The organism is Mesobacillus subterraneus (assembly GCF_020524355.2).
Taxonomy (GTDB): domain Bacteria; phylum Bacillota; class Bacilli; order Bacillales; family Cytobacillaceae; genus Mesobacillus; species Mesobacillus subterraneus_C.
In genome coordinates this window covers 43,479-69,516 of the sequence record NZ_CP129019.1, presented here as the reverse complement: position 1 = coordinate 69,516, position 26,038 = coordinate 43,479, and the positions used below count along the sequence as shown (strand labels likewise).

General features: G+C 39.2%; 24 protein-coding genes and 2 riboswitches. Of the genes, 11 read left to right on the top strand and 13 right to left on the bottom strand.

Features of this window, described 5'->3' with window-relative positions; all coding sequences use genetic code 11:
• Positions 1-35: 35 nt before the first annotated feature.
• Complete coding sequence (locus tag LC048_RS00320; RefSeq protein ID WP_226601537.1) at positions 36-1,697, bottom strand: C39 family peptidase; 1,662 nt, start codon at positions 1,695-1,697, stop codon at positions 36-38.
• 193 nt (positions 1,698-1,890) lie between these two features.
• A riboswitch (cyclic di-GMP riboswitch) is annotated at positions 1,891-1,975 on the top strand.
• 23 nt (positions 1,976-1,998) lie between these two features.
• Between LC048_RS00320 and LC048_RS00315 the strand changes: the two genes are divergently transcribed.
• From LC048_RS00315 to LC048_RS00300, 4 genes are all read left to right on the top strand, one after another.
• A complete protein-coding gene (locus LC048_RS00315) occupies positions 1,999-2,136 on the top strand; it encodes a hypothetical protein (RefSeq protein ID WP_226601536.1) in 138 nt (45 codons plus the stop codon).
• A 386-nt stretch (positions 2,137-2,522) separates the two neighbouring features.
• Positions 2,523-3,458, top strand: a complete 936-nt coding sequence (gene tagU, locus LC048_RS00310) for a polyisoprenyl-teichoic acid--peptidoglycan teichoic acid transferase TagU (protein ID WP_226601535.1) — start codon at positions 2,523-2,525, stop codon at positions 3,456-3,458.
• Positions 3,459-3,477: 19 nt separating this feature from the next.
• A complete protein-coding gene (locus LC048_RS00305; protein ID WP_226601534.1) occupies positions 3,478-4,161 on the top strand; it encodes a hypothetical protein in 684 nt (227 codons plus the stop codon).
• Between the two features lie 66 nt (positions 4,162-4,227).
• A complete protein-coding gene (locus LC048_RS00300) occupies positions 4,228-4,692 on the top strand; it encodes a hypothetical protein (protein WP_226601533.1) in 465 nt (154 codons plus the stop codon).
• Positions 4,693-6,516: 1,824 nt separating this feature from the next.
• Here the strand turns inward: LC048_RS00300 and LC048_RS00295 are convergent.
• The 7 genes from LC048_RS00295 to LC048_RS00265 form a co-directional block, all read right to left on the bottom strand.
• Positions 6,517-8,412 carry a hypothetical protein gene (locus LC048_RS00295; RefSeq protein WP_306049125.1) on the bottom strand — a complete coding sequence of 632 codons (1,896 nt, stop codon included), beginning with the start codon at positions 8,410-8,412 and terminating at the stop codon, positions 6,517-6,519.
• Between the two features lie 17 nt (positions 8,413-8,429).
• A complete protein-coding gene (locus LC048_RS00290) occupies positions 8,430-8,984 on the bottom strand; it encodes a hypothetical protein (protein ID WP_226601531.1) in 555 nt (184 codons plus the stop codon).
• Entirely contained in the window at positions 8,974-9,570 is a 597-nt protein-coding gene (locus LC048_RS00285; RefSeq protein WP_306049124.1) for a hypothetical protein, read from the bottom strand. The genes LC048_RS00290 and LC048_RS00285 overlap by 11 nt, the downstream gene beginning before the upstream one ends.
• 19 nt (positions 9,571-9,589) lie before the next feature.
• Positions 9,590-10,906 carry a type IV secretory system conjugative DNA transfer family protein gene (locus LC048_RS00280; RefSeq protein ID WP_226601529.1) on the bottom strand — a complete coding sequence of 439 codons (1,317 nt, stop codon included), beginning with the start codon at positions 10,904-10,906 and terminating at the stop codon, positions 9,590-9,592.
• A 150-nt stretch (positions 10,907-11,056) separates the two neighbouring features.
• A complete protein-coding gene (locus tag LC048_RS00275; protein WP_306049123.1) occupies positions 11,057-11,950 on the bottom strand; it encodes a hypothetical protein in 894 nt (297 codons plus the stop codon).
• A 16-nt stretch (positions 11,951-11,966) separates the two neighbouring features.
• On the bottom strand, positions 11,967-13,373 hold the full coding sequence (locus LC048_RS00270) for a TcaA NTF2-like domain-containing protein (protein WP_226601527.1): 1,407 nt from the start codon (positions 13,371-13,373) through the stop codon (positions 11,967-11,969).
• Between the two features lie 616 nt (positions 13,374-13,989).
• The gene (locus LC048_RS00265; protein ID WP_264188308.1) at positions 13,990-14,583 is read right to left on the bottom strand and encodes a group II intron maturase-specific domain-containing protein; all 594 of its coding nucleotides are present in this window, start codon (positions 14,581-14,583) and stop codon (positions 13,990-13,992) included.
• Between the two features lie 182 nt (positions 14,584-14,765).
• Here LC048_RS00265 and LC048_RS00260 point away from each other — a divergent pair, with 182 nt between their 5' ends.
• Positions 14,766-14,900 (top strand): helix-turn-helix domain-containing protein, encoded by a 135-nt coding sequence (locus LC048_RS00260; protein ID WP_226601525.1) that lies wholly within the window; start codon positions 14,766-14,768, stop codon positions 14,898-14,900.
• A 238-nt stretch (positions 14,901-15,138) separates the two neighbouring features.
• Positions 15,139-15,306, top strand: a complete 168-nt coding sequence (locus LC048_RS00255; RefSeq protein ID WP_371931968.1) for an IS3 family transposase — start codon at positions 15,139-15,141, stop codon at positions 15,304-15,306.
• Positions 15,307-15,465: 159 nt separating this feature from the next.
• Here the strand turns inward: LC048_RS00255 and LC048_RS00250 are convergent, their stop codons facing one another.
• Together LC048_RS00250 and LC048_RS00245 are read right to left on the bottom strand one after the other, a co-directional pair.
• A complete protein-coding gene (locus LC048_RS00250) occupies positions 15,466-16,548 on the bottom strand; it encodes a Gfo/Idh/MocA family protein (RefSeq protein WP_226601523.1) in 1,083 nt (360 codons plus the stop codon).
• Positions 16,549-17,557: 1,009 nt separating this feature from the next.
• Positions 17,558-17,704, bottom strand: a complete 147-nt coding sequence (locus LC048_RS00245; protein ID WP_226601522.1) for a hypothetical protein — start codon at positions 17,702-17,704, stop codon at positions 17,558-17,560.
• Positions 17,705-18,166: 462 nt separating this feature from the next.
• Positions 18,167-18,248, top strand: a riboswitch (cyclic di-GMP riboswitch).
• Between the two features lie 36 nt (positions 18,249-18,284).
• Between LC048_RS00245 and LC048_RS00240 the strand changes: the two genes are divergently transcribed.
• The 5 genes from LC048_RS00240 to LC048_RS00220 all read left to right on the top strand — a co-directional run bounded on the left by LC048_RS00240 (position 18,285) and on the right by LC048_RS00220 (position 22,244).
• Positions 18,285-18,755 carry a hypothetical protein gene (locus tag LC048_RS00240; protein WP_226601521.1) on the top strand — a complete coding sequence of 157 codons (471 nt, stop codon included), beginning with the start codon at positions 18,285-18,287 and terminating at the stop codon, positions 18,753-18,755.
• Between the two features lie 85 nt (positions 18,756-18,840).
• The gene (locus LC048_RS00235) at positions 18,841-19,902 is read left to right on the top strand and encodes a DUF5305 family protein (RefSeq protein WP_226601520.1); all 1,062 of its coding nucleotides are present in this window, start codon (positions 18,841-18,843) and stop codon (positions 19,900-19,902) included.
• A 41-nt stretch (positions 19,903-19,943) separates the two neighbouring features.
• Positions 19,944-20,165, top strand: coding sequence for a hypothetical protein (locus LC048_RS00230; protein WP_306049121.1), 222 nt, complete (start codon positions 19,944-19,946; stop codon positions 20,163-20,165).
• Entirely contained in the window at positions 20,143-21,600 is a 1,458-nt protein-coding gene (locus LC048_RS00225; protein ID WP_306049119.1) for a hypothetical protein, read from the top strand. Before LC048_RS00230 ends, LC048_RS00225 begins: the two co-directional genes overlap by 23 nt.
• The gene (locus LC048_RS00220; protein ID WP_226601518.1) at positions 21,600-22,244 is read left to right on the top strand and encodes a response regulator transcription factor; all 645 of its coding nucleotides are present in this window, start codon (positions 21,600-21,602) and stop codon (positions 22,242-22,244) included. The genes LC048_RS00225 and LC048_RS00220 overlap by 1 nt, the downstream gene beginning before the upstream one ends.
• On the opposite strand, the gene LC048_RS00215 is transcribed toward LC048_RS00220, so the two are convergent.
• The 3 genes from LC048_RS00215 to LC048_RS00205 all read right to left on the bottom strand — a co-directional run bounded on the left by LC048_RS00215 (position 22,241) and on the right by LC048_RS00205 (position 26,029).
• The gene (locus LC048_RS00215; RefSeq protein ID WP_226601517.1) at positions 22,241-23,362 is read right to left on the bottom strand and encodes a signal peptidase I; all 1,122 of its coding nucleotides are present in this window, start codon (positions 23,360-23,362) and stop codon (positions 22,241-22,243) included. The two genes, LC048_RS00220 and LC048_RS00215, sit on opposite strands and share 4 nt — an antisense overlap.
• 82 nt (positions 23,363-23,444) lie before the next feature.
• Positions 23,445-23,999, bottom strand: a complete 555-nt coding sequence (locus LC048_RS00210; RefSeq protein ID WP_226601516.1) for a DUF1102 domain-containing protein — start codon at positions 23,997-23,999, stop codon at positions 23,445-23,447.
• 878 nt (positions 24,000-24,877) lie between these two features.
• The gene (locus tag LC048_RS00205) at positions 24,878-26,029 is read right to left on the bottom strand and encodes an HD-GYP domain-containing protein (protein WP_226601515.1); all 1,152 of its coding nucleotides are present in this window, start codon (positions 26,027-26,029) and stop codon (positions 24,878-24,880) included.
• Positions 26,030-26,038: the final 9 nt, after the last annotated feature.

Genomic DNA, 26,038 nt, shown 5'->3' with positions numbered 1-26,038 from the left:
CTCCCGTATTAGTTAGTTAGATAGATAAAGAACCATCAATAATAGCTAATTGCCTGGCTGCCGTATTGTTTCCAGCCGCCGATAAATTGACTAAGTGGAACGGCTTTATTCTTCTTTCCATCAAGCGGGTCATTAAAGTAAACGTACTTGGCATCATATCCGGTAATCAGGACCGAATGCTCCTTCATCGTGATGCGGATTTGCCCCTGAGGAGTATGCCATGTCTGCCAGTACTGGTCCGGCACCGGCTTGAACCAGCTTGTCGTGATAACCCAGACAGGATGCCCTGCTGATACATAGTTGAGCACCTCATCAAATGACTGACCCGTTAAATTTACAACTCTATTAGGCATATATTGATTGGCCAGTTCCTCAATTGGCCCGTTGAATACACCGAAGCCAGGCTTACTAAAGGAATACATATCCCCTACGAAACCATAGTTTGGATTGCCGAAATAAATATTCAAACCAATTTTCCGATATGGAGTCGGATCCTTCTTCACCTGTAAGGCAAGAGTCATCTTGTTCGAGCTGATTCCTGCCGAGCCAAGCATCATGCTTAACGATGTGACCTCACACCCTCTGTTCAGTTCTGGCATCTGCCTGACAATCGGAGCGTAAAGTTGTTTTGAACTGGCCCTTGCTGCAGATGCAACTACGACCTTGCTTTCGGGACTTTTATTTTTGTTTTGATCGTATGTATACACCTGGAACACGGTACCGCTTTTATGTAATGGGACCGGAACAGAAAAGTCGCCATATGAGTTGGCTCTGACTGTTTTGTAATATTTAGAATTCCTGTTCACGTAGATCAGTGTCCCAGGAATCGATTTTCCTTTAATAGAAAAAGACTTATCAGTAACACCATTCAGCTTAGGTGCCGGCGGCGTGATCTTATCCTCAACCGTCACAGCAGCAGTCCCGCTTTTCCTGCCAGCCCCATCAACCACATAAGCTGTCAACTTTGTACCAGCTTTAAGAGGGGTGCTGCCATTCAGCAAAACTTTGAAGGTGCCAGTTTCATTTATTGAACTGGAATACATCTGCTGGCCATTGACCTGGACATATAATGTACTCCCATAGTCTGCTTGTCCAGTGATTACTGTATTCAGGTTAGAGATTGGGTTTAAAATAGGAGTTTGCGGCAGAAGTGCCTTCTTTACAAGGACTTCGCTGGAGCTCTTGACTCCATTTCTCTCTGAGATGACAGTAACTAAAGAACCAGCTTGTAAAAGGTTGGAAGGCTTGAACTCAAACTCTCCGGTAGTTCCATTATATTTACCTAACTCCAGGGCAGTAGCACCTGTATATGCCGAAAGCTTCACGCCTTTTTCAGCAATCCCCGACAAAATTTTCAAACTGTCATTTACGGGGTTCACTTTAATGACCGGATTATAATCCACAATTACTTCTGTTATCTTTGTCTTTCCAAAAAACTTCACTCTCAGTTCTGAAGCCTTCAGTCTTTCAGAAAGTTTTATAGAATAAGAATGATTTAAGACATATCCCTTTCCGATGGTCTTTCCATTGGCTATAACCTGGATCCGCCCTTTTTCAACTGCAGTACCGCTAACCGTTGTTTCCGTTACTTCGGTAACCTGGAATGGAGCAATTCCCTCAGCACTCGACTGAACTCCAGGCATAGAAAATATAGCAATAAAAACTAGCAAAAATACAAAATATGATTTCCTATACATGATTCCCTCCTAATACTTTTTACTATATGTCTATAGTAAGGTATTACCTATTAGTTGGGAAGGCTTCCCAGATAAATCGATGATCAGGAAGGTCAAAAATTAATCAGCGATAATTAAAAAATTATTAAGTCTATTACAATCAAGCGACAAAATGTGACAAAATACCTATTTTTTCACAAGTTTCATAAAGTTATACTTTAGAAGGCAAAACTCTTGAAAAAGAGTGACGCAAAGCTAGAGGGGCCTCCGTCATAAGGCGAAGCCAGCCAGCTGCCATCAAAGATAAAGGAGACTACATTTGATGTCTAACTATCAGTGGCTTACGCCGGAAGAAAAACAACGGAAAAAGGAACGGAACAAATACATATTATATACATCCATCCTTCTCTCCACCGTACTGATTAGTGCACTTGTAACTTTACTTGCCAATCAGATTTAAGAGACCATGAGATATAATAAGATCCCAACATTAACAAGTTGGGATCTTTCCCTATGTACAATTATTCCAGGAATATATTTTCAGAAAAGCGGGTATATTTTTATTAAAAGTCACGGGATGTGATGGTATGGAACATGAAGGTAATTTTGCAATAGGTTTCTCATGGGCATTCTCATTAAGCATACCGCTTTGGATTTCATTTTTAGGTTGGATTAAGTTATTGTTTATATTTTTGTAATTTGATATATCGCGTACTAATCTAGACAGCATCCAAGATTGTTGGATGCTGCTTTTTATTTCAAAAAAAAGGATATTCAAATTCTTGCTTTTTTGGTATTCTAGATGTCAGATGTCATGCTATTTTGTCATACTATGGAGGTCAATTCATGAGAGCCGAAAAACATACAGGAAAGAAGAAGCGAACATGGCTCCGAGTCGTTGGAGTCATTTTTCTATTATTAATTGCAGGAGTAGGAGCATACGCTTATAATGTCTATTCTTCACTAACGAAAGCAGTAGATACCATGCACCAGCCGATAAAGCGTGAGAAATCGGAGAAAAGGGTTGAAGAAATCACACTGGAGAAGAAAGAACCTTTTTCAGTTCTGATGCTTGGGGTCGATGAGCGATCTGGTGACCGTGGCCGCTCAGATACAATGATTGTTTTAACAGTAAATCCTGAAGAAAACTCAACCAAAATGCTAAGTATCCCACGCGATACTAGAACAGAAATCGTAGGAAAAGGCTTCGATGATAAAATCAATCATGCCTACGCGTTTGGCGGGGTAGAAATGTCAATGGATACAGTAGAAAACTTCCTTGATATCCCTATCGATTACTATATGCAAATCAATATGGAGAGCTTTAAGGAAATTGTAGATGCTGTCGGAGGGGTTACGGTCAACAATACACTAGATTTCACTTATGAAGGTGTCCATTTCACAAAAGGCGAATTAGTCCTTAATGGCGAAAAAGCCTTGAAATATTCCAGAATGCGTTATGAAGACCCGAGAGGCGACTTCGGAAGGCAGACAAGACAACGTCAAATTATCCAAGGTGTTATTAAAAAAGGTGCCAGCTTCTCTTCATTAACGAAGTTTGATGAGATCTTTGCAGCTCTAGGTAATAATGTCAAAACCAACCTCACTTTTGATGAGATGGTAGACATTCAAAAGAATTATAAAGATGCAGGCAAAAATATTGAACAAATGGAAATTAAGGGGTCTGGAACCAAAATAAACAAAATTTATTACTTAATGGTTCCAGAAAGTGAAAAACAAAGAGTTCAAGATGAACTAAAAAGCCACTTGAAGCTTAAATAAAAAAAAAGAGGTAACGAATGTGCACTGTGCCTTCGTTTACGGACAGTTTAAAAAAGCACCTTTGCAGCTAATAAGTGCCCCCGGTATTGTACCGGGGGCACTTTATTTATGCCCGATTGATAACGGCGATGATTATATTCTTCGATTACACGATCCACTTGCATTTACAGAGGGTTTTAGTGAGTTGTTACACGACCTGGCAACATCCAATAATATGTTCCAGGCATATAATGAAAATGAAAATGGCCAGTTCGTTCTTACTACTCCTAGCAGCAGAAATGGATTCATATTTCATTTAGTCTCCAATCAAGTTGTTCGTGTTTTATGTGTATTGGAGTTAGATGAACTAAGAGAGGAAGTGACTGCTTTTTTTCAGCCACAATTCAACAACTGGGATTCGATGCAATTTACAGTTAAAGAAAAGCATTTTGAAGAATTCATTCGCTCGATTCAGTTAAAGGAAAAAATCAATTTTTGGCTGGCAGCTGATCAATTCGCGAATGATTTTCATGAAGAGAACGGTAACATCGTTAACTCTTCTCTCTTTCGGACTGAAGATGAAGGACTCCCCCACTTTCTCAAGGTTGTAATGCTGCTTGTTGGGAAAGAACGAATTTGGGCGATTAAGGAAGAAGAGCGCGAGAGGGAGAAAAATATTACCATAAGAACCCTTCATAAAGTAGAATGGCAGAAATTATTGTAAACAACTCTTTCTCGAGTAACAACAAGTAAAATCTTTTAAAGTCGGATTAAACTATAAGGTGGAAATATGAAAATAGTAAATTATCGTACTACAACCATTATTGGACGATTACTCATTTGCGCAATCTTTATCATAACTGGTGCTTCCTTGATCCTGGCAAGTATATTTATGGATGCTCCCACTATCAGGAAGGTAATTTCTTTTACTGCAGGTATCTTGGGCATTATATATTTTGGCAGAATGGCTATCATGCTCAATATCCTTCTAATCAGAAATAAGCAGATGTTCAGCTACAACAAGGAAACCCTCACAGTCAGGGATCAATCAGTCAAATTGAACTTCATTAAGAATGTTGAAAAAGAAAACAATATACCAACGGGGTACCTAGGAATAAAGACCCCCGCATACGTCTTAAATTTAATTGGCGGTGACAGCATTTATATTCCCACTTATTACATCATTTCCACGAAAGACTATCCAGTAATCCTCCAGACATTAAAGAGTATTGTCAGCGACCGGACAAAACGGTAGGGTTGCAGGCATAGAACACAATATTGGACCAAAAAGCTGAACTCCATCCTGGTTGAAGGCTTAAGATAATGCGAATGGGCCTTATCAGATATTTGCTCCAAATAAAGTGTGGAAATTCCCAAAAGTGTAAGGTTTGTTATTTTAGTAAAGGAGTAATTTAACAATATTCTCGGAAGGGTTCTAGAACTTTTTTGTTAATTCATATTCCATTAACCTTTCATTCGCCAATTCGCTAGCCTGCGAATACTTACTTTTATGTCAAAAATCCAAAAAAATAGTTTAATTTTCCTGTTTACTCACCGAATACGATACCCATACTCCTTTTTAAAGTTACATTATTACTAGGCAAGGATGATGATATGAAAAAGTAAGGACCTCGTGCTATGTTTTCAGACACAATAAACAGGTTTCCGCACACAGAAAAAACACCCAGCCTTGATAGTTTTATAGGCTGGGTATTTATATTTTTTAAGCAGAACGTATTAAAGAGTTATAAATCGATAGGTAAATAATCTTCTTACATTCCTTCATGTTCATCTTCCTCTGATACCATTTCATGAGTTTCATTCTCCGACTCATTATCTTGATCTGGTTCTGGTTCTGGCTCTTCCTCCTCAGCCTCAGGTTCTTCTTGCTCCGGTTCCGGTCGTTCCTGCTCAGCCTCAGGCTCTTCTTGCTCTGGTTCCGGTCGTTCCTGCTCAGCTTCAGGCTCTTCTTGCTCTGGTTCCGGTCGTTCCTGCTCAGCCTCAGGCTCTTCTTGCTCTGGTTCCGGTCGTTCCTGCTCAGCCTCAGGCTCTTCTTGCTCTGGTTCCGGTCGTTCCTGCTCAGCCTCAGGCTCTTCTTGCTCTGGTTCCGGTCGTTCTTGCTCTTGAGGCTCTTCCTGGCCTTCCTGATCTTCTGGTTCCTCCAAGTCTTCTTGCTCTTCAGACTCTTCCTGTTTTTCAGGCTCCTCCTGGCTTTCCTGTTCTTCAGGTTCCTCCAGGTCTTCCTGTTCTTCAGGCTCCTCCTGGCTTTCCTGCTCTTCAGGTTCCTCCAAGTCTTCCTGCTCTCCAGACTCTTCCCGGCCTTCCTGTTCCTCAGGTTTTTCCAAGTCCTCTTGCTCTTCTGACTCTTCCTGGCCTTCCTGTTCCTCAGGTTCCTCCAAGTCCTCTTGCTCTTCTGACTCTTCCTGACCTTCCTGCTCTTCAGGTTCCTCCAAGTCTTCCTGCTCTTCTGACTCTTCCTGGCCCTCCTGTTCCTCGGGTTCCTCCAAGTCTTCCTGCTCTCCAGACTCTTCCTGGCCTTCCTGTTCCTCAGGTTCCTCCAAGTCTTCCTGCTCTTCTGACTCTTCCTGGCCCTCCTGTTCTTCAGGTTCCTTCAAGTCTTCCTGCTCTCCAGACTCTTCCTGGCCTTCCTGTTCCTCAGGTTCCTCCAAGTCCTCTTGCTCTTCTGACCCTTCCTGACCTTCCTGTTCTTCAGGCTCCTCCAAGTCTTCCTGCTCTTCCTGTTCTTCAGGATCCTCCAAGTCTTCCTGCTCTTCTGACTCTTCCTGGCCTTCCTGTTCCTCAGGTTCCTCCAAGTCTTCCTGCTCTCCAGACTCTTCCTGGCCTTCCTGTTCCTCAGGTTCCTCCAAGTCCTCTTGCTCTTCTGACTCTTCCTGGCCTTCCTGCTCTTCAGGTTCCTCCAAGTCTTTCTGCTCTTCTGACTCTTCCTGGCCCTCCTGTTCTTCAGGTTCCTCCAAGTCTTCCTGCTCTTCTGACTCTTCCTGGCCCTCCTGTTCTTCAGGTTCCTCCAAGTCTTCCTGCTCTTCTGACTCTTCCTGGCCCTCCTGTTCTTCAGGTTCCTTCAAGTCTTCCTGCTCTCCAGACTCTTCCTGGCCTTCCTGTTCCTCAGGTCCCTCCAAGTCCTCTTGCTCTTCTGACTCTTCCTGACCTTCCTGTTCTTCAGGCTCCTCCAGGTCTTCCTGCTCTTCTGACTCTTCCTGGCCCTCCTGTTCCTCAGGTTCCTCCAAGTCTTCCTGCTCTTCTGACTCTTCCTGGCCTTCCTGTACTTCAGGCTCCTCCAAGTCTTCCTGCTCTTCTGACTCTTCCTGGACTTCCTGTTCTTCAGGCTCCTCCAAGTCTTCCTGCTCTTCTGACTCTTCCTGGCTGCTTCCTGTTCTTCAGGTTTCTCCAAGTCTTCCTGCTCTTCTGACTCTTCCTGGCCTTCCTGTTTCTCAGGTTCCTCCAAGTCTTCCTGCTCTTCTGACTCTTCCTGGCCCTCCTGTTTCTCAGGTTCCTCCAAGTCTTCCTGCTCTTCTGACTCTTCCTGGCCTTCCTGTTCTTCAGGTTTCTCCAAGTCTTCCTGCTCTTCTGACTCTTCCTGGCCTTCCTGTTCTTCAGGTTTCTCCAAGTCTTCCTGCTCTTCTGACTCTTCCTGGCCTTCCTGTTCTTCAGGTTTCTCCAAGTCTTCCTGCTCTTCTGACTCTTCCTGGCCTTCCTGTTCTTCAGGCTCCTCCAAGTCTTCCTGCTCTTCTGACTCTTCCTGGCCCTCCTGTTCCTCAAGTTCATCCAAGTCTTCTTGCTCTTCAGGCTCCTCCTGGCTTTCCTGTTCTTCAGGTCCCTCCAGGTCTTCCTGTTTTTCAGGCTCCTCCTGGCTTTCCTGTTCTTCAGGTTCCTCCAGGTCTTCCTGGTCTTCTGACTCTTCCTGGCCTTCCTGTTCTTCAGGCTCCTCCAAGTCTTCCTGCTCTTCTGACTCTTCCTGGCCCTCCTGTTTCTCAGGTTCCTCCAAGTCTTCCTGTTCCTCAGATTCCACCAAGTTTTCCTGCGCTCCAGACTCTTCCTGGTCTTCCTGTTCCTCAGGTTCCTCAAAATTTTCCTGCTCCTCAGGCTCTTCAGGTTCCTCCAAGTCTTCCTGTTCTTCAATTTCCCCCAGCACGTCCTGTTCTTCCTGTTTCTCTGATTCTCCGTCTTCTTCTTTAGAATCAGTTTCTTCATTATCATTCGATTCTTCATCAGATTCAGGTTCATCCTGAAGGGTTTCTTCTGGAGGGCTGAGTTCATCTATTTCTGCTAAAGCATCTTTCTCTGTTTCCTCGGGATCATCTTCCCATTCATCCTTGGCATGATCAATTTGTTGAGGAATATCGGTTTCATTTTCTTTTGGCTGGGATGGCTCAGTTTCGTAACTTTGTAAAATCTCGCTCATTCGTTTATCGTGTTCTTCAATGAGTTTGCGACTCTCTTCTTGCTTGGCTACACTATCTTCCAGTTTCTTCACTTGTTCTGCACGTTTTTCACTCGAGAGATTGTCTTGTCTTTTTTGATACGACTCTCTCCGGCTTCCAGCAATATATTTATCATACCCCTTTTCGAAACCAGCACCTAATTTTTCACCGATATAGTTGAACGGTTTTTCAAGGTCTATGCCAATTGCCTTTAACCCTTCTTTTCCAGCGAGCTTCATGGTGAAATCGAGTTCAACAAAACTACTTACAATAAAAGCAGGTGCTTTTTCGATTCCAGCTTTTACAATCGCTTTTTCAGTATTTACTGCTGCATCGGGAATTTTTGAAGGATCTTTCAACTGTTCTCTTTTAGACTGGATGCTCTGTTCAGTATTGGAACCTAAGATTCTTTTCTCCAACTGCGCTTTTACCAGCTTGACTCGATCACCAGTAGGCATTTCTGCCACGGCCTTGCAATATGCTCTTTTCGTGTTGATATCTGATTTTATTTTTGCTATCTTATTTTTAATCCACATTGAGCTGACCCTTCCCGTTAGTTCACTGGAACAATAGCTATGACATCATACATAACCAAGATTGGAATCCAACTGACAAATTCTTTTTGTAATTCATTCATATCGATTCCGCTTTCCTCACGCACAGCGTTTAAGGTTGTATTGCAGCTAAGAAACGGGTGAGCATGAAGCCAAATTAGATATGCAGCCACTGGCACAACACTCGGCTCAGTTTTAGGATAGCTAATCAACTCCTGATCATTACCTCTTTGTTTACCAGCTTGGCCTTTTGGTACTAACGCAAACTGCTCAAAGAAAGTCTTATCATACTGATTTTCCCACTCGATCAACATACCTTTTTTCACTAGTTCTTCAACAGCTATGTATACTTTCTTTGGTTCAGCGACCTGCTTATAAAGATTAACTAACTTGCTTCTTGAACTTAACGATCTTTTTACTGTCTGCCAAACTCCATATGTAAAGCCATCTACCTCGATTTCTTCATCTCCCAATTTTATAGAGAACGTTATTGGCCCCGACACTCCTTGATAATCACCAAGACCTTCACCGATTGCGACTAAATTATTTTCCATCTTCTCCCCCTCCAACTAAGAACCCAAGATACTCTGTATTCCATAGCCCTTTTCTAATTAGAAAGTATCCTTGTTTAGTTAACAGCTGTAATGCAGCTTCCTCCGTCAAACCTAGTTTCTCCATTACTTGGTCTACAACTTGAAGTAAAGTGGTCCCTCCAGCCGCTGCATTCCAAAGGGTATATTGCTCCTTCGTTAGGGAACGTTCATCCTTTTTGACAAAATCGCCAATCTTCCACTTACCCTGATGGTTTCCATAGACCGTTCCATTCCTTACCACAAAAATACCTACTAAATCATCATCCTGAATATCTTTAAAGTCCCAAGGTTTCATTAAATCTAACGCAAGCAATTTAAGGACGACTTCATTAAAGTCCAGTTTGGGAAACTTGGAATTCAATTTCCCAGATAAATCTGTTTTCCAATCTGTTAAGGAAGTATAATTTTTTAGATGTTTCCATATGAAATGTTCAAGGTCAGACAATATAACCTGATGTATCCCATTCCCCACCGTAAAGAATTTCCTTCCTTGCTCCTCACCATATAAGCCAAGTTCACGCCCAATTGGTACAAATCTTTCTGTCATTTCCACCAAATCCCCCTAATCATTTTTTAAAGTTTACCGGATAAAATTTAAACGGCTCCCCATTAAAAGGTGAAACAATACATTCTCCAATTGATAGATCCGTCAGGTCCCAATCTTCAATGACATACCCATCAAGTAGCATATCTTGAACACCTTTACTTGAGTTTGATGAGTTATAAGCAACCATCTTTTTGCTTCTCCCATGCCGATGAATAATGAAGCTTCTGCTAGGTTCATCAAATAAGCGGAATGCAAATATCGTTCCGAAACCACTAAGAATGCTCTCACCTAGCGAATCAGAATATACATTTTTCACCTGGCCTACGTTTTGGATACCCGCAATGATTTTAACACCTAATGAACGCCCAAAGTTTAGAGCACTATCCATATAATTAAGCTTTGGGATTAACGGAAACTCGTCAAGGATAAAATAGATGTTCCCTTTGCAATCCTCTTCTTTCTGCCCAAGTACATTTTTCATTGCTATATCCAAAATCAAAGTAAATATAGGTTTTAAGACATTTCCGCTGGCAATATCGTATTCAAGAAAAATCGCTCTTCCATTACGTTCTTTAATTGCTCTTGTTAAAGAGAAACTACCTGCCTCCTTAAACGTACCTGAAAAGATTGAGAAAATGTTTTGATATAAATGCATGAAAAAAGATTGATTCGTTCTAACATCATTGTCCTTGTTTATATAGTTTCTTACCCAGGATAAATCTTTATGTTTCAGCAGCAAATTTCGAACAGTCACATCTGTGGCTTTTTGAATCCATTCTACTAATAAAGCGTGATTCCAATGCAGTCCAGTTTCTTCACTTTCCCTAACGATGGCTACTAAGATAGCCGCAAACAAATCTCTAGCTCCTGTAGCAAAGATAGGGGAACTGGAACTTTCGATATCTTCCTTAAATAATGAGCTAGCAATTTCCCAAATAACTTCATCTTGCTTTTCTTTTTTTGTAGACAATATATCCTCAAATATATTCCATCGAACTAATCCTGGAATCTGTTCAGTCTCATTTGTCAAAACGTAGTCATCATCTTGATAAAATGTTTTTAGATAGTCACCCTTCGCATCAAATACAATCATGACATCGTCTTCAGATAAGTTTTTCCGCAGCCCTTCGATTAGATGATACATTGATACTGATTTTCCGCTGCCTATGGAGCCGATGAAAAGCATGTGACGTTGAAGCAGAAGTGGATGGATGGCAACACCAGTATTATCCCCCCCCATAATCCCGAATTTTGAGGAGCCCTTCCACATCACATCACCAGGTTGCAGCTCTTTTAATGCTTGTCCATCTATTGTTATATTCTTCAAATAACTCATACTATCCCCCTAGAGTCTGATCGTCCACAAAAAAATATATAAAATGAGGGCTGTCTCAAAAGCCCGTTTGACCTTGAGACACCCCTTTGTATTCAGACCAAGTTATTATAGGTAACGATCAAATTGTATGATATGCATGAACCTGGTTAATCAACCAAAGAAGCTCTCTTCTAAGACTTTCTGCTTCACAGGTCTCCCGCATTCCCCACAAAATGCACTTCCTGATTGTATGTTGTTTCCACAATCACATGTTTGTTCATCATCTTGCATGGAGTTCTTTGCATTTGCATTATTTTGATATTCAGCTTTCTTTTCCTGGACTTGTTGACTAACAGCAGTACTAGCAGCAGCTGCTGTAACTTTAATTTTATTTAAGGTTGATGATAACTGTTCTGATGAGACTGGTGTTTTCACAGGTGTGTTTTTCATAGGCTGATCAACCCACTTATCAATAGCCAAATCTCCCATCACCTGAATGTCTTGAACAAGAGCACCAATTTCCCGGATCATTTGTTCTGTGTGTTTACCAGGTCCTGAAGCAGCAACAGCCAGCCAAGCAGTGTCACCGCCAAGACCAAACCTGCCTAAAATCCCGCTCTTAGCTTCTACAGCTACTTGTATAGCGCTACTTGACTGTCCACTCGTTAAAATACTAAGATACATCTGAATGCCTGATAGTGTAAAAGCTTTATATAATGTGTGAGCTCCCCACGCTATGATTAAAAGGGAGATGAGCGAGAAAAAACCAAAATCCCCTACGATTAGAGAAACCAAACCAACTAACACTAAAATGATCCCAAAGATAATTTGGTCAATATTTTTTCCGCGTGATAAATTTGACAGTACGCCTGATACCTGGTCGATCTTTGTTTCTCGAACTATTAAGCTGTTCCCCATCATGCTTTTGGAGCTGCCTGTGAAAATTAAACGACGGTTAGTTGCTACTAAATATCCTTCTGTTTTGGGATTCTCAATATATGATGCTTCATATTCACGGATAACCGTTTCGCCTTCTGAAAGTACTACACCATGTGTCTCTCTCACTATGATACCTCTTTTACTATATTTTAGTTTTCTTTGAATCTAAATTCTTAATTTCTTTGAAGTAGTAACGGTCGTCTATATAAACAATCGTGTACTCCTTTGATCTCTCATAATAAAATTGACCATCTTTCTCTGAACTGAATTCAAATGTTTCGAAGGTCTCAATTTTAAATTCATTTTCACTAGTTTCTACAAAAGAAGTAATGTCATTAACCAAAAAATTATACGAATACACACCGAATTTGGCATGGTCTTCTACGAACTTCTTATATTCGTCATAAATTGGTGTTTCATCTTCAAAATATACAGATACAAAATTAAAGTCTGTTGCCATAATAGCAGCCAAGTAATCATCTCGGAAGTTAGCGACAAATTCTCTGGTGTTTTCCTCATGCAATGCCATTGACTCTTGCCTTCGGTTGTATTCTTCAAATGATAGATATACATAATCTTCATTTAATTTTTCTGCAGATGATCTATAGATTGTTCCATCCGCATCCATGTATTCTGCAAAAACTTCAACATTTGAATCTTCAGGGACCGGATAAAGTTGCTGGATCTCATCAATTGTCTGATTAGTGGTTTCATTGTTAATAAACAAGACTGCATCCTGAATATCGGAATCTAGATCTACTGATCTTTCACCAAACTGAATGACATATGGTTCAGATCCATCTGTCCCTATGTACAATGAGTCTTCCAGATTAAATTCACCGAGTTGATTCTGGTATTGTGCAGTAACTGTATGTTCCCCTGGCAAAAAGAATCCCGCTCTTACTGGCTCTTCTACTTTATCTACGTTTATCTCCTGATCACTTACGATGACTTTAGTTCCAGCATAAGGTGCAACCACGTATAACTCAACAGGTTTAAATCTTACCGTTACTTCTTCAAAAAGCCGAAACATAACAGGTTTTTTATGTAAAGTAATAAATCCATTCCCGCCCTCGTCATATACTACAAGTAGATTTGAATCAGATTCTTTTAATGAATCTATTCCATTCATCAGGGCAGTTTTTAGATTAGTCCAGCCATACTGTTTAACCATCTGTATAAAGGCTTCATTCTCTATTTCGCTTAATGATTCTTTTGGAATTTCAAAGTAGCTTGCGAGTTTGGCAGTATCCTCTTCTATGTAAGCTTGTTCAAACTCATCCACAACCTTATGTGGCTCATATATTACTTTTCCTGAAAAATAAGTTGCAAGAGGCAGTATTAATAGAATAAGCCCAATCAACCAAGATTTACGATTTTTTAAAAGGGACTCCTTAACTGGTTTATCTTTAGGCGTAAGTAATGCATCTGATACGTTGGACTCAGTATTTTCCATATGTACATCAACATTTGTAAGAGGTGCTCCACAATACACGCAAAATTTAAAAGTTATCTCATTCCCCTTGTGACACGATTGACATTTTTTCATATTTTCACCTCCTGTAACTTTTATTACCAACAGAACATTTATATCATATTTCTCCACCGAAAAATAGACATTTTCACCTATATTTCTACTTTATCTGACAAGAGAAACCTACTAATTTATGTAATTTTTAAATAGCAAAGTATTTTTCGACCTTTTCTTAATATAGTTCCATTGCAAAATAGAGATACAAGTAAGAACTGTGGCAGAAAAGCAACTCTTCGTTTAGTTTGCCCTCATCCAATTCTTATATGGCTAAATATAATCCAAAGAAGAACCGTCCTCATGCTTGTTCCATGCTTGTTTAGTAATATTTTTCTTATTGAATTTATCGTGGTCAATAATACCTAGTTGAATTCAGGTAATAAGAGATTTACTTCACCCTAAATATTAAAGGGAATTCAAGGATACATAATTGAACTCTTAAGCATGGAGAGAATGACTTGCAAATAATAACCGGAGAAGTGGTTTTTAAGCCACTGATCGGCTTCCTTTGCACGCAAATAAAATTGAGTAGGCGCATGATATTATTCATGCGCCTCTCACAGATCCGTACGTGCGGGTCATCGCATACAGCTCCTCCATGATTATCCCCTTTAGAGGTGTTCATTGTAAATATTCACAAGAGATATAGACCTATTCCTCTGAACCATTCCTTTGGGAGTGCTACGTGTACAGGTTTACTATTTGAACTTCGCCATGCATACATTCGCAACTGCGGGAGTTCTCCCTTCCGTTTTCTTCCTCTTAGTTCCTTATACAGTTTTCTAATTTTTCTCCAACTTCTTAATTGCACTGACCTTAATCTTCTTCTAATCCATTCATCAAATCTAATCAATAATGTCGTTAAGTGCCAATGTACAAAATAATTTCCCCATCCACGCAGATAGGGATTAAGTTTCTCTTTAATCAATTTCTCAATGTTTATCGTTTGATTATGCTTTGTGATTTCCTTGACTCTGTTTATAAATTTCTTTATTGACTTTTGTGACGGCTTGGCCCAATGAGCTTGATTAAATTCATAACCCAGAAAAACAAAGGGCTCTTTCATGTTATTAACAATCTTAGTCTTCTCCGGATGTATAGTTATACCCAGTTTTTCTTCAAGGAACCGAGTAACGGAGTCAAGTACTCTTTCCGCACCCTTCTGTGATTTACAACAGATGACGAAGTCGTCCGCATATCTTGTTATGCCATGTCCTCTCTCTGTCATTTGTTCATCTAACGGATGCAAATAATCGTTCGCGAGTCAAGGACTATCTTAGCGGGGACTACTCTCAAAATGAGGTTTTCGGAAAGTATGAAATCTCTTGTAGAGCTGTCCTCAGAAATGGATTAACAAGTATAATAGTCATAGAGAATTAAAGGATACTTCCAAAGGAAGGACAAACACTTATGACTAAAAGAAGAAACACTACCCTAAATGAACGGAAAGAAATTGTGCTATCTTGCCTTGAGAAGGGCAAGGATTATCAGAAGGCAGCTGATACCTACCAGGTCTCTTACCAACAAGTATATCAATGGGTTTAAAAATATGAGGATGGCGGAGAAAAAGCCCTCACGGATAAACGGGGCAGGAAAAAGGAAGAAACTGAACTCACAGCTACGTATTGGGACGTTCCAACAACAATAAACTGGTGTTTGAGACGCTGGATCAGGCTACAGCCCTTTTGAATGGAGTACATCCACTCATACATAGCGACCGGGGCTTCCAGTATACCCATCAAGGATTTAATCAAGTATAGATCAAGCCCAGATGACTCAGAGTATGTCCCAAGTCGGAAGATGTATTGACAATGGTCCAATGGAATCCTTTTGGAGATCACTTAAAAGCGAAAAGTATTATCTGGAGAAATATAAGACCTTTGAAGAACTTTCTGCGGGGATTGATGAGTACATATACTTTTATAATCATGAACGTTACCAAAAAGAATAAACGGCCTTAGCCCCTTAGAAAATAGGGCTAAAGCCGCATAGATTGTTTTATTAGTTCCACTGTCTATTTGACGGGGAGCAGTTCATATCCTTTACGCTTCTCTCATTTTATTTCAACTTCCGACCCGGACTCGGGGACCAATCCTGTCTCCCAAAAAACTTATCGATCATATCTGCCTTTGAAATCAGTAGTGCTGCACTTTTCGAGTGGGAGCTTCACGCTCTTTCCTTCAGCAGCTGATTTATAAATAGCCAGAACAAGCTCCAATGCTCTTCTTCCATCTTCTGCTGTAACATATGGTTCTCTATCATTCTTAATAGCATCAATAACATCAGCATAGAGAGGGTTGTGTCCGAATCCATACACATTAGGCGGATTTTCCTGATATTTCTCTTTAACTTCTTCTGCATTATCGAGATTATCAGCAAAAAGCCACTCTTCAATTATATTTACGGACTTTCCACCAGCCTTAACTGTACCTTTATCACCAAATATATAAAGTGTTTCCTCTAAATTAGTTGGGTAGATATTTGTTGTTCCTTCAACCACCCCGTAACTGCCATTAGCAAACTTAATTAATGCCAAGCCTAAGTCTTCTGCTTCAATGAAATCATGCTTTAGGTTATCTGTCATTCCGACAACTTCAGTAATTTCATCACCCATCATCCAACGCAAGAGATCAATATTGTGAATACACTGATTCATTAGTGCTCCGCCATCTTGTTCCCAAGTTCCTCGCCAAGGAGCATGTTTATAGTAATCTTCTCCTCTGTTCCAACGGATATGAGCCGTTCCATGAAGCAATCTGCCAAAGCGTTCTTCTTCGACAGCTTCTCTAATTTTTAAGATAGATTTGTTAAAACGATTTTGGTGGCATGCGCTCACCTTCACATTCTTTTCTTTAGCCTTTTCAATGATCTGATCAGCTTCTTCAAGTGAGAGTGCAATTGGTTTTTCAATGATAAGATTAGCACCAGCTTCAATGCAATCTAAAGCAATAGAACCATGGTTTCCACTTTCAGTGCAGATTGCAATTAACTCAGGTTTTTCTTTTTCCAGTAACTCTTTATAGTCTGTGTATTGCGGAGTAGTTTCCGGAAGATTGAATGTTGAAATCTTATCCTTCATATTTTCAGGAACTACATCACATAAAGCAACAATATCAAGTTCATTTTCTATTGCGGCAGCAATATGGTTAGGTGAAATTCTTCCACAACCAATGATGGCATATTTTAGACTCATGGTATTCTCTCCTTATAATAACTCTATATTTTCGCGACTCTTCCGTACTTGATTTAGCATTTTTAGTATCAATTTGATTAAGCATGTTGCTGTGCAAATTCATACTCTACCATTGTTTGGGCAAGTGTTATGAAATTACGCTAGTATTTTCAATAAAATCTACTGTTCATTATAATACACCTTTTTTTAATTTTCCATGCTCATGATATTACGCTACATAATCACAAGGATTGAGCTGAAAATTCCAGCTCAATCCTTTAAACCTATCATACTAAAATCAGTTAAACAAAGCTAATACGGTACTGTATACTTCAAAAATCATAATAATTAGTCCAAACGACCGGCAGACTGACGATTTGCTCCAACTATGCCGGCTTACAGTTGGCCAGGTGACCATCACCACAAAGGACACCTCGCTTCTGAAATCGCTGAACTAAAACAAAGATGGCAAGTCATCGTATCTATATTGGGAATGGTCGCTCTCATGTACTTTATCCTCATTTACCATGTCATCACAAAAAGAAAAGCAGAAGACCCACACGTCCCCTGCTCCCAAGTATTAAAATCTCATATTCGTCAAAGACTCAATTTCACTGATAAAATCCATTACCCAAATACGGATGATTAAATATGTAATAAGCATGGAGACTGCAGAAGCTCCAGTTGCCCAGTAGAAACGATTGACCGGTTAAGCACTTTTCATTGCTCGATCATATACGACAAGTGAAGGCAGAATGATAATATTGTAGATTAGTGCAAACCCCTGTCAGAATTAAAGTTAATTGAACGGCGCCAATCAGACCAAAGACAATAGCTGCTACATTTAAAGCAGCAAACGGAGTGAGAATACTCCTGAATTGAGCCAGTAACTCTTTAATCGTGAATCCTTTCCCCATGAATAGGCTGCAAGAAAAACACTGAGTAAGGCCCTAAGGACAAAAAGAAGTGAAAACATGAATAGGGATGACGTTAATTGAAAAAATGGTAATGATTGCGTCCCCATTCCAACTTAAGATAATAAACTTGATAGCCCCCGAACAACTTGAAGCGCATTATCCACAGAGATTTCCTGATTCTTGTTCATTGAACAATTTGGACATTTCATACCGGCACCATTTGCCCCAATTTTGCCAACCGTCTCTCTCTGCTCAATCATAAAATTAATCCCCTTCACTGCATACTTCGTCTCATACTTACGGTTAAAAAACGAATTAATTGCCCCCTTAAGACCCAGGGTCACGCTTCACCAATTTATTCCTTCTACAAATTTATAACTGTAATCACATTATCACTATCCAAGAACATACATTCTATTTTTAGCCACAAAAAAACACAGACATCCCAGTCCGAGGTTACGCAATTATTTAAAAATGACAAAAATAAGCGCTACTACACACAATACAGGCCGACCGATGGTAAAACATATGAAATTGCTGTTGCTGTTCCATTAGTTGTGTTAATCATTTCGACTGCCTCCTTTTTTTAATGTGAACAAATTATACCTCCATATAAACTTTTGTAAATTACTTAATAAAATTCATACTTGAGTATGATAACTCTCATCCCGTTTATGGATTGGTAAATTGCCTGATTTCTTATAAAATAAGGTAGATATCACTATGTATGGAGACTGTGAAATATGTTCTATATCTGGGCACCTGGAACATATGGAGTTATTGGTGCAACCGGCCTAATCTTTATGATTGGGCTTTTTTATTTCAAAGGGGGAAGTAACCATGTTAAAGAAGGCCATACTATTATCCTTTTCACTGGCTGTATCTCTGTCTTGTGCATATGAAGTAACCAGTTACTCATCCGCCACGGTAACAAACGAAGCAACATTTAAAGTAACAGAAGATCCTAATAAGGCTCTTATTGCAGTTCTTGATCATATGGGTGAAGGCAATGGAAAATACAAAATCATTAATAATATGGAGTCAGATATTATTTTGAAAAGTGTGGATGGTATTGAAGTTGAATCCTCTGGAGAGACAATACGCAGTGGAGAAGTCAAGATAATAAAAATAATGAAATCAAAAGAATTGCCTGTTTTTGCTTTTACATGGAATTCAGGTGAAGCACATATCAAAACAATCCAAAAAACAACTTCTTCCAGCTTGAAGGAAACCAATAAAAATCAAAAAGAAGCAAAAGAAGATTTCACCAATATTCTTTCAGAGGAAAAAAACAAATCAAAGGACAAATAACCTAAATACCTCCCTTTTTTTAACAGGAAATGATATAAAATACGTCGAAATATACAACAAAGAAACTGAAAAGGGGAAAATAGCATTGGCAAACAATCAGACTGCAAAACTCAACAAAATAATGAAGCCCATCCCAGGGTGGGTTACAGCTGTTCTTGGAATTGTTTATATTATCACTACGTTTATTGCATTTAAAGCTTTTTTGACACCTGCTGATAATGTCGAAACAAAAATCAACAACTCAATCTCCCAAAATACCGTCTTTGATTATAAGGCCACCGTAACTCCCAACACTCTTTATCCTGATGGCGGCACAATTGAGCCAGGGAAGAGCATTTTCACAAATATTACTTCTTCGATTCCAGTAAATATTAAAACTTCCATCCAATCAGACAATCCTATAGAAGCGGAAGGAACAAAAGAGATAGTCCTCAGTATATCTTCAGGTGACCTATGGGAAAAAGAGTTCCCTCTAAAACCAGCAGAATCCTTCTCTTTAACCGGAAAAGACCTATCGATAGTTGACGGTAAATACATTATTGACCTGGACAAAGTTTCGAACTTTATCGAAACAGTTGAAAGTGAAACAAAGATAAGCAACAGTTCGTACATGGTTTCCATTAAACCAAAATTCGAGGGTTTTCTAACATACAAGGATAATCAATATGAATTCAAGAACGACGCCCTTTTATCGTTTGAATATACAAAGGAAAAGATCTCCTTAATGAATGAAAATGGTTTAGAGTATGTCAACAACAGTAACGTGGAGGACAATATTGTTACTGACACTCGTTTCCAGATCCTTGGAATAGATGCGCCATTGGAAATTGTACGCTGGGCATCCACTTTTCTTTCCATTCTGTTGCTTATTGTTTTAGGTCTCATTTATTTCTCTAAAAAAACTGGTTCGGGGAGCCATGAAGCAGAGTCCATTGATAAAAAGTTCAAATCCAGAATTATCAATGTATCTGAGGAACTTGACCTCTCAGGGAAAACAAAAATTCCCTTGACGGCATTCAAGGACTTGATTCAAATATCCGAAGAAAGAGAGCTGCCGGTTTTTAAGCAAGAATCACAAAGCTTCCTTCACTTTTTCGTTCTTGAAAATGATTTTTGCTTCATCTATATGGTAAAGACGACTGAATAGTCTATTAACAAGCAACAGCCTGCATAAAGGGGGGGATTAACATGGAGGCCCTTGCAAGATTTAAATCAGGAACCTCATTCCTTCAGGAAGGTGTCAAGGATTTACTAAGTTTAACTAAAATTTACCGTTTTGCCTCTTGGTTTTTGACATCCATTTTTTACTTGATCAGCTTGCCAGATTCTCCGCTTTACTTTAAGTTGATTGTCGTAGCTTCCCCTTTTTGTTGCAGGAAAGCTGATATTGGATTTAACGAAGGTGTATAGAGAGAACCCGGTATTGCTAAAAGCCATACTAGCTGTTGAAACGGTTGGATTATTACTGCTTCTTATTCCTACTGGAGGAATTGAAAGTCCATTTATTTGGTATGCCTTAAATCCTGTTTTATTAGCAGGCTCTTTCCTCAGCTCTCTTTTTTCCTGGGGAATCCTTGTGTTCTTTTTGACCATCTCTACTTCCATTTACATATGGCTTTTTAACGAAGGAAAAACAATAGGAGCAACGATTGGAGAATACTCCTATTTTTATATTGTTCTGGCGCTCATGACTATTTTTATCCAGTTATTCTCCAGGCTGGTCGGTGAAATCAATCATCAGAATCGTGAATTAACCTCTGCCCAGATGAAGTTGAAACAGGCAAATATGAAAAAAAGCCAGGCTCTGGAACATTTAATGGGCTTATATGAAATCGTTGAAACCTTTAACTTTCACAATGGAATTAACGGTTTTATAAAAGCTATCTCAGACTATTCTCAGAGAATCCTTAATGGTCAACCAAATTTTATATGGGTTTCTACTTTCGAGAACAAACCCGAATCTATACTGGCGAATAGCCACCCCGAGATCCTTTCAGAGCATGTTATTCTACAGTTAATCGATACTGACAATGTTGGGCAAAACTCTGAACCGACTCACATAAGGAGTGAAGTTGGGGAGTTCTTTATCATCGGTTTTAAAACGATACACTCTCGGGGAATAATCGGTGTAAAATGCATTTCTGATACCAATGATTACCCATTAATTAAACGACATATTCAGTTTATAAAGGAATTATGTACAGCCATAATTGACCGCCATAACATTGAACTGGTGAACGAGCAGCTTATGCTGACTGAGGAAAAATTCAAGGCAACGAATGAAATTCACGACAAAGTACATCAACTATTGTTCAGCATTCTTTGCTCCATGCAAGGAATCAAAGGACAGAAGGAAGACTGGCATAAAAATGAGAATTTTATCAGCATAATTGATTCTGTAAAGCATGCTTTGAAAGAATTAAAGTCTTCATCATCTGACCAAACAGAAAATCTCACACGAAAATTAAAGCAGTATCTTAGTAAGTTTTCCCTTCTGAATGAAATTGAAGTAGACTACGAAATTGCCGGAGTGCTTTCACTCCTCCCGATAAAAATACAAAAATTGGTCTATAAATCAGTATGCCAGTTGACTGGCATCTCTGTCCGGCGTGGTGAAAGTACGAAAATCCATTTGATTCTTTTTATAACGGATGATTGCCTCACGCTAAACTACAAAGATAATGGTTTAGGTCACTCCTCCAATTATAATGACGATTATTTTGAACAAGTAAAACTTGCAGTAGGCTCAGAGAACGGAGAAATGGCTGTAAATGTAAGAGGAGATGGAATAGAATTAAATATTATTTTCCCAATCAAAAGTAACATTAAGGAGGCAGTAACGTAATGAGGATCATAATAGTCGATGACCACCCGTTAGTAAGGCGAGGGCTAGGCACAATCCTATCAGGAGATAAAAACATTGAACTGGTTGGAGAAGCTTCCACACTTGAGGAGGCTCTTCAGGTTCTGAAGGACACAAACCCTGATTTGGCTTTAATTGATTTGTCTCTTGGTGACGCTTACGGATTGGATATAGTGGAAACAGCACGGACATCAGGTATTCAATGTAAATTTGTGGTCCTTACTTCATCAGCCGCTCCAAATGATATAAAAAAAGCCCAATCTTTACATGTAGATGGATTTTGCCTTAAAGAGGCCCTTCCTGAAGAATTAATCTATGCACTTCAGTTAATCCATAAAGGAAGAAAATACTATGACCCTGCGATCATGGATGTCATGATGAACTCTGATTTTCAAATGGAGAATGAAGAGGACTTTCTTAAGGAATTGACTCCTAAAGAAATAGAGGTATTAAAGGAACTAGGACGTGGTTTTTCAAACAAGGAAATAGCTGAAACCCTGTTCATTACAGAGTACACCGTAAAAAAACACGTCAGCCAGATTCTATCAAAACTGGAACTGGCTGACCGGACCCAAGCTGCATTATTGGCAAATTCAAAAGGTCTTGTACAATTCTCATTAAACTAAACAGGCAATGCCTGTCGGATCCGCCGGTATTTTCGGCGGATTTCTTTTTTCCAGTTTCTTCTGGTCTTCCGGCTTAAAAAAGGGTACATAGTGATTGGTAATCCTGGAAGCAAAGAAATCATCAGAATAGCTAGCCAATAATTATAAGAAGACACTTTGTAAATAATTTCTTTTGGTAACAACGGAAGCAAATAGCCAACATATACTTTTGACGAATACTGGCCCACCTTTACCGCTTTAACTTTAAGAGTAGGATTAATTGTAGTTCCACTTCTTAATAGTGCAGCACTATGGCTAAATTCAAAATTCTGATCATTTGAGGTCATGGTAAGAGTAATAGGAAAGGAACTTTCATGATAAATTTCTGGCAAAGGAATGGTCTTTTCAGTACCTTTTTTTATAATACCTATATCACTTCCCATCAACGCTGCTTCTGCATTCTCTGATACTCCATAGTTCAATCGATATAGCTGTGTATTCGCCAACATGATTCCACACAATAGAATAGAAAATGTTAAACCGCCAAAGATATAAATAAAATCCTTACCTAATTTTGTTTTTTTTCTTCTTTGTGGTCTTTTCATCAATTCTGCAAAAGCAATCAACAAAGTGATGACAATTAAGAAAATAGGAATTGTTAATTGACTAGACTGTGCTTTACTAATAAATTGGCCCAACCAAAGAGTTATATAACCTGCTTTAGGTAATGCTAATGTATTTTCATTCACAGTTATTGATTTACTTTTTATCCACTCTCGTTTTATGGCACCGTTACTCCCATAAGACTGATCCGTATAATCATTATTATCACCTTTTGTAATATATCCATTACTGTCATTTCCCTCTATGACTCTATGAAAGATCCACCCCTTGTCTGCGAGTTGGCCAGTCTCTGAATAAAAGATGTAGTTTTGTCCAATGTCTATCGAATCATCATTGCCTACTCCATCTACAAAAACAATGTCCCCCCTCTCAAACAGTGGATACATACTATTCGATTGGATAACCGTAAAAATAAAAGGACGTTGAAGGATTTGCGAGCCAATCGAAGATATCAAAATGAGGAATATACCGATATAGAAAATAATATTGAATGTAAAAAAGAGAGCTCTCTTCATATGAATTCCCCTCGGATGCCAATATTTTATTTCTCATTACAGGAAAATCCCAAAGGGTATCTCCCCTTTGGGATTAGCATTATTACTGAGCAGGCACTGCAGTAGCGTTAACAGTTAAAGTGGCATTTCTTGTAACCATTTTTGCACCTGTTTCAGTTTCGATTTCAAGGTAAACAACTGATTCTTCCCCTGGAGCAAGTGTAACTTTTCCATTCTTTCCATTGCTTCTATTGTAAAATTCTTTCTTTACATCTCCATCAAACGCCCCAAGGTAAATGTTAGCTTTTGTATCATAACCCCAGCCATCTTTTGTGATATTAAATTCAACAGTTTCTTTTGAATTGTTTTTTACAGTAAATAGGTTATTCCATTTATAGTAGCTGTCGCCCTGAACTCCAAATGTATCTCCATTACCTTTAGCTAAATCAATTTTAAGCTCTCCGTCCTCAAGGAATGCTGCTCCGTCTTTGCTTCCGACTGCTGTTTCGTCTGCTGGAATTAGTGATACTAGAGAATCGTCTGTGCTGGATACCGTTAATGATCCGTCATTTTTAATTGTTGCACTTGAAAACGCAAACGCCGCCATTACTGTTGATAGTGCTAGCATTGCAACTACCATTAATAAACTTTTCTTCATTGATAATTCCTCCTAAAAATTTATTATGTATTGCCTTATTTCTAATTTCATTATAGGAATCTTTTGCCAGGAGTTCACCATTCCAAAGGATGCTTTTGAATTGCCGTTGGTATACTTTATTTTGGTGTAAGGTACCATTTAGAGGTATACTAAAGTACCATATTAAAAATAATTGTAGAACACATGACATATATTTTGAGTTCCCGTCTATAATTTCCTTTCTATTCTCAGCTTTGCTGAGTCACTTCACAAATTGTCTCAACTCTTCAAATGATAAATTAATCATTAATAAGACAAGAGACCACCTTATACCGATGGTCTCAGTTCTTTTGGTATTTTCTGAACTAGAATCATTTCATTGCATCTTTCAATGGGCTTAAGTTTGGTTATATCTCTTTGACAGCATGGACAAATCCATTTGCCTTTCGTTGAGCTGCTGTATGAGTATGTTTTGCAATTCGGGCATTTCTTTTGATACATAATTGGCCCTCCAGATAAGTTTGCTGGAATTATCATATCAAATACTGTTTATTAGAATAAATCATCCTTTAGTGCGGATTAGTTCATCCTAAAGTATGAGACAAGGAACAAAAAGCGCAAGCGCCTCGTTCAGCCCCGACAAGCGCTGGAGGGTCGACCGGTGAAGTCGTTCTTTGACTTCACCTGAGCGGACCGAAACCGAAAAGTATAGCCGACTGTCCAGTTTCGGAGTTTCTAGGAGGCGACACTAGACTAGCGTCTCGAGGAGTTAGGAGTCGCAGCTAGACAAGCGACTCGAGGGGCTAGACGCTGGAGCTGGATTAAGAAAACTTAATGGAGTTATCCTCAACTCAAGAAGTTTATAAATTCCTGGTTAACTATAAAAAAAGCTGCCTTGTTCAGACAGCTCTTTCGACGTTTCCAATGTAATAATCATTGATACCCAGGGCCTCTCCAAGGGCTCCCACTAAATCTTCTCTATATAAAATCCCTTTGCCTTCTAAAATTTCCTCAAATGCTTCTAAGCTTGTTTTAGCATCCCTGTATGACCTTGGTTCAGTCATAGCGAGAAAACTTTCGGTGATACCAAGAATCTGTGCAGCAACAGGTATTTGAGCTTCTCTTAATTGATTTGGATAACCAGTCCCATTTAATCGCTCGTGATGATGTAGAATTGCAACACTAATCCTATTGAAGTCTTCATCTTCCCCAATTAATTCATGACCGAATACACAATGCGCCTTAATGACCTCAAATTCAAAGGATGACAGTTTATCTTGTTTTTCAAACATATAATCCGGCCAATTGACCCTGCTGACATAATGCAGTACGGACAGCAATTCCATTTCCCATTCCTCGATTTTCTCTTCTGGTAAATGGGTTACGATTTTCTTCATTAAATTGCTCATTGAGAATATTTCATTTTTATCAATCTGTGACTTTCTTTCTGCGATGGGTATTAATGCATTAAGGACCTTTAAAATATGATCTTTTTTATGTCTAATTTGATCATCCTTTGACTTTTGATTCATATGCAGCAGCGAGGCATGGATAAGCCATCCAATTCCAATTGCGGCTAAAGAAAACATACTTCTCATGACAAAGATAAACAAATTCGCTTCTGTAATGGGGGCAGTAATGAACATATGAAGATTGAAAAGGATAAAATATGACGAGCTCCATATAAAGAATACTCTCCTGGTAGAAGAAAGTCCTAGCAAAATAGGATAAAAAAGCAGGAGAACCCAAATCTCAGAATAACGGAGAGGATTGTAGAGAGCGGTGAATCCAAACATTAAAAAGGTAAAACAAGCGTTAAAATGGGGAGAATAGTTCTGATGAAAGAGGGCTTTTCTATTTAAAAAGTAAAACCCCCATTGAAAGAAACTACAGACCAAAAAGGCTGCTAATATGTCCTGGTACTTTTCTGTTTTGTACACCAGCCACCCAATGGCACCCAATATTGATCCACCAGACATAAACACTGCACCCCAAAAAAGAATTCTTTCCCCGATGAAGTTATTGTATTGAATCGCTGAAGACCTCTGCACTTTAACCCC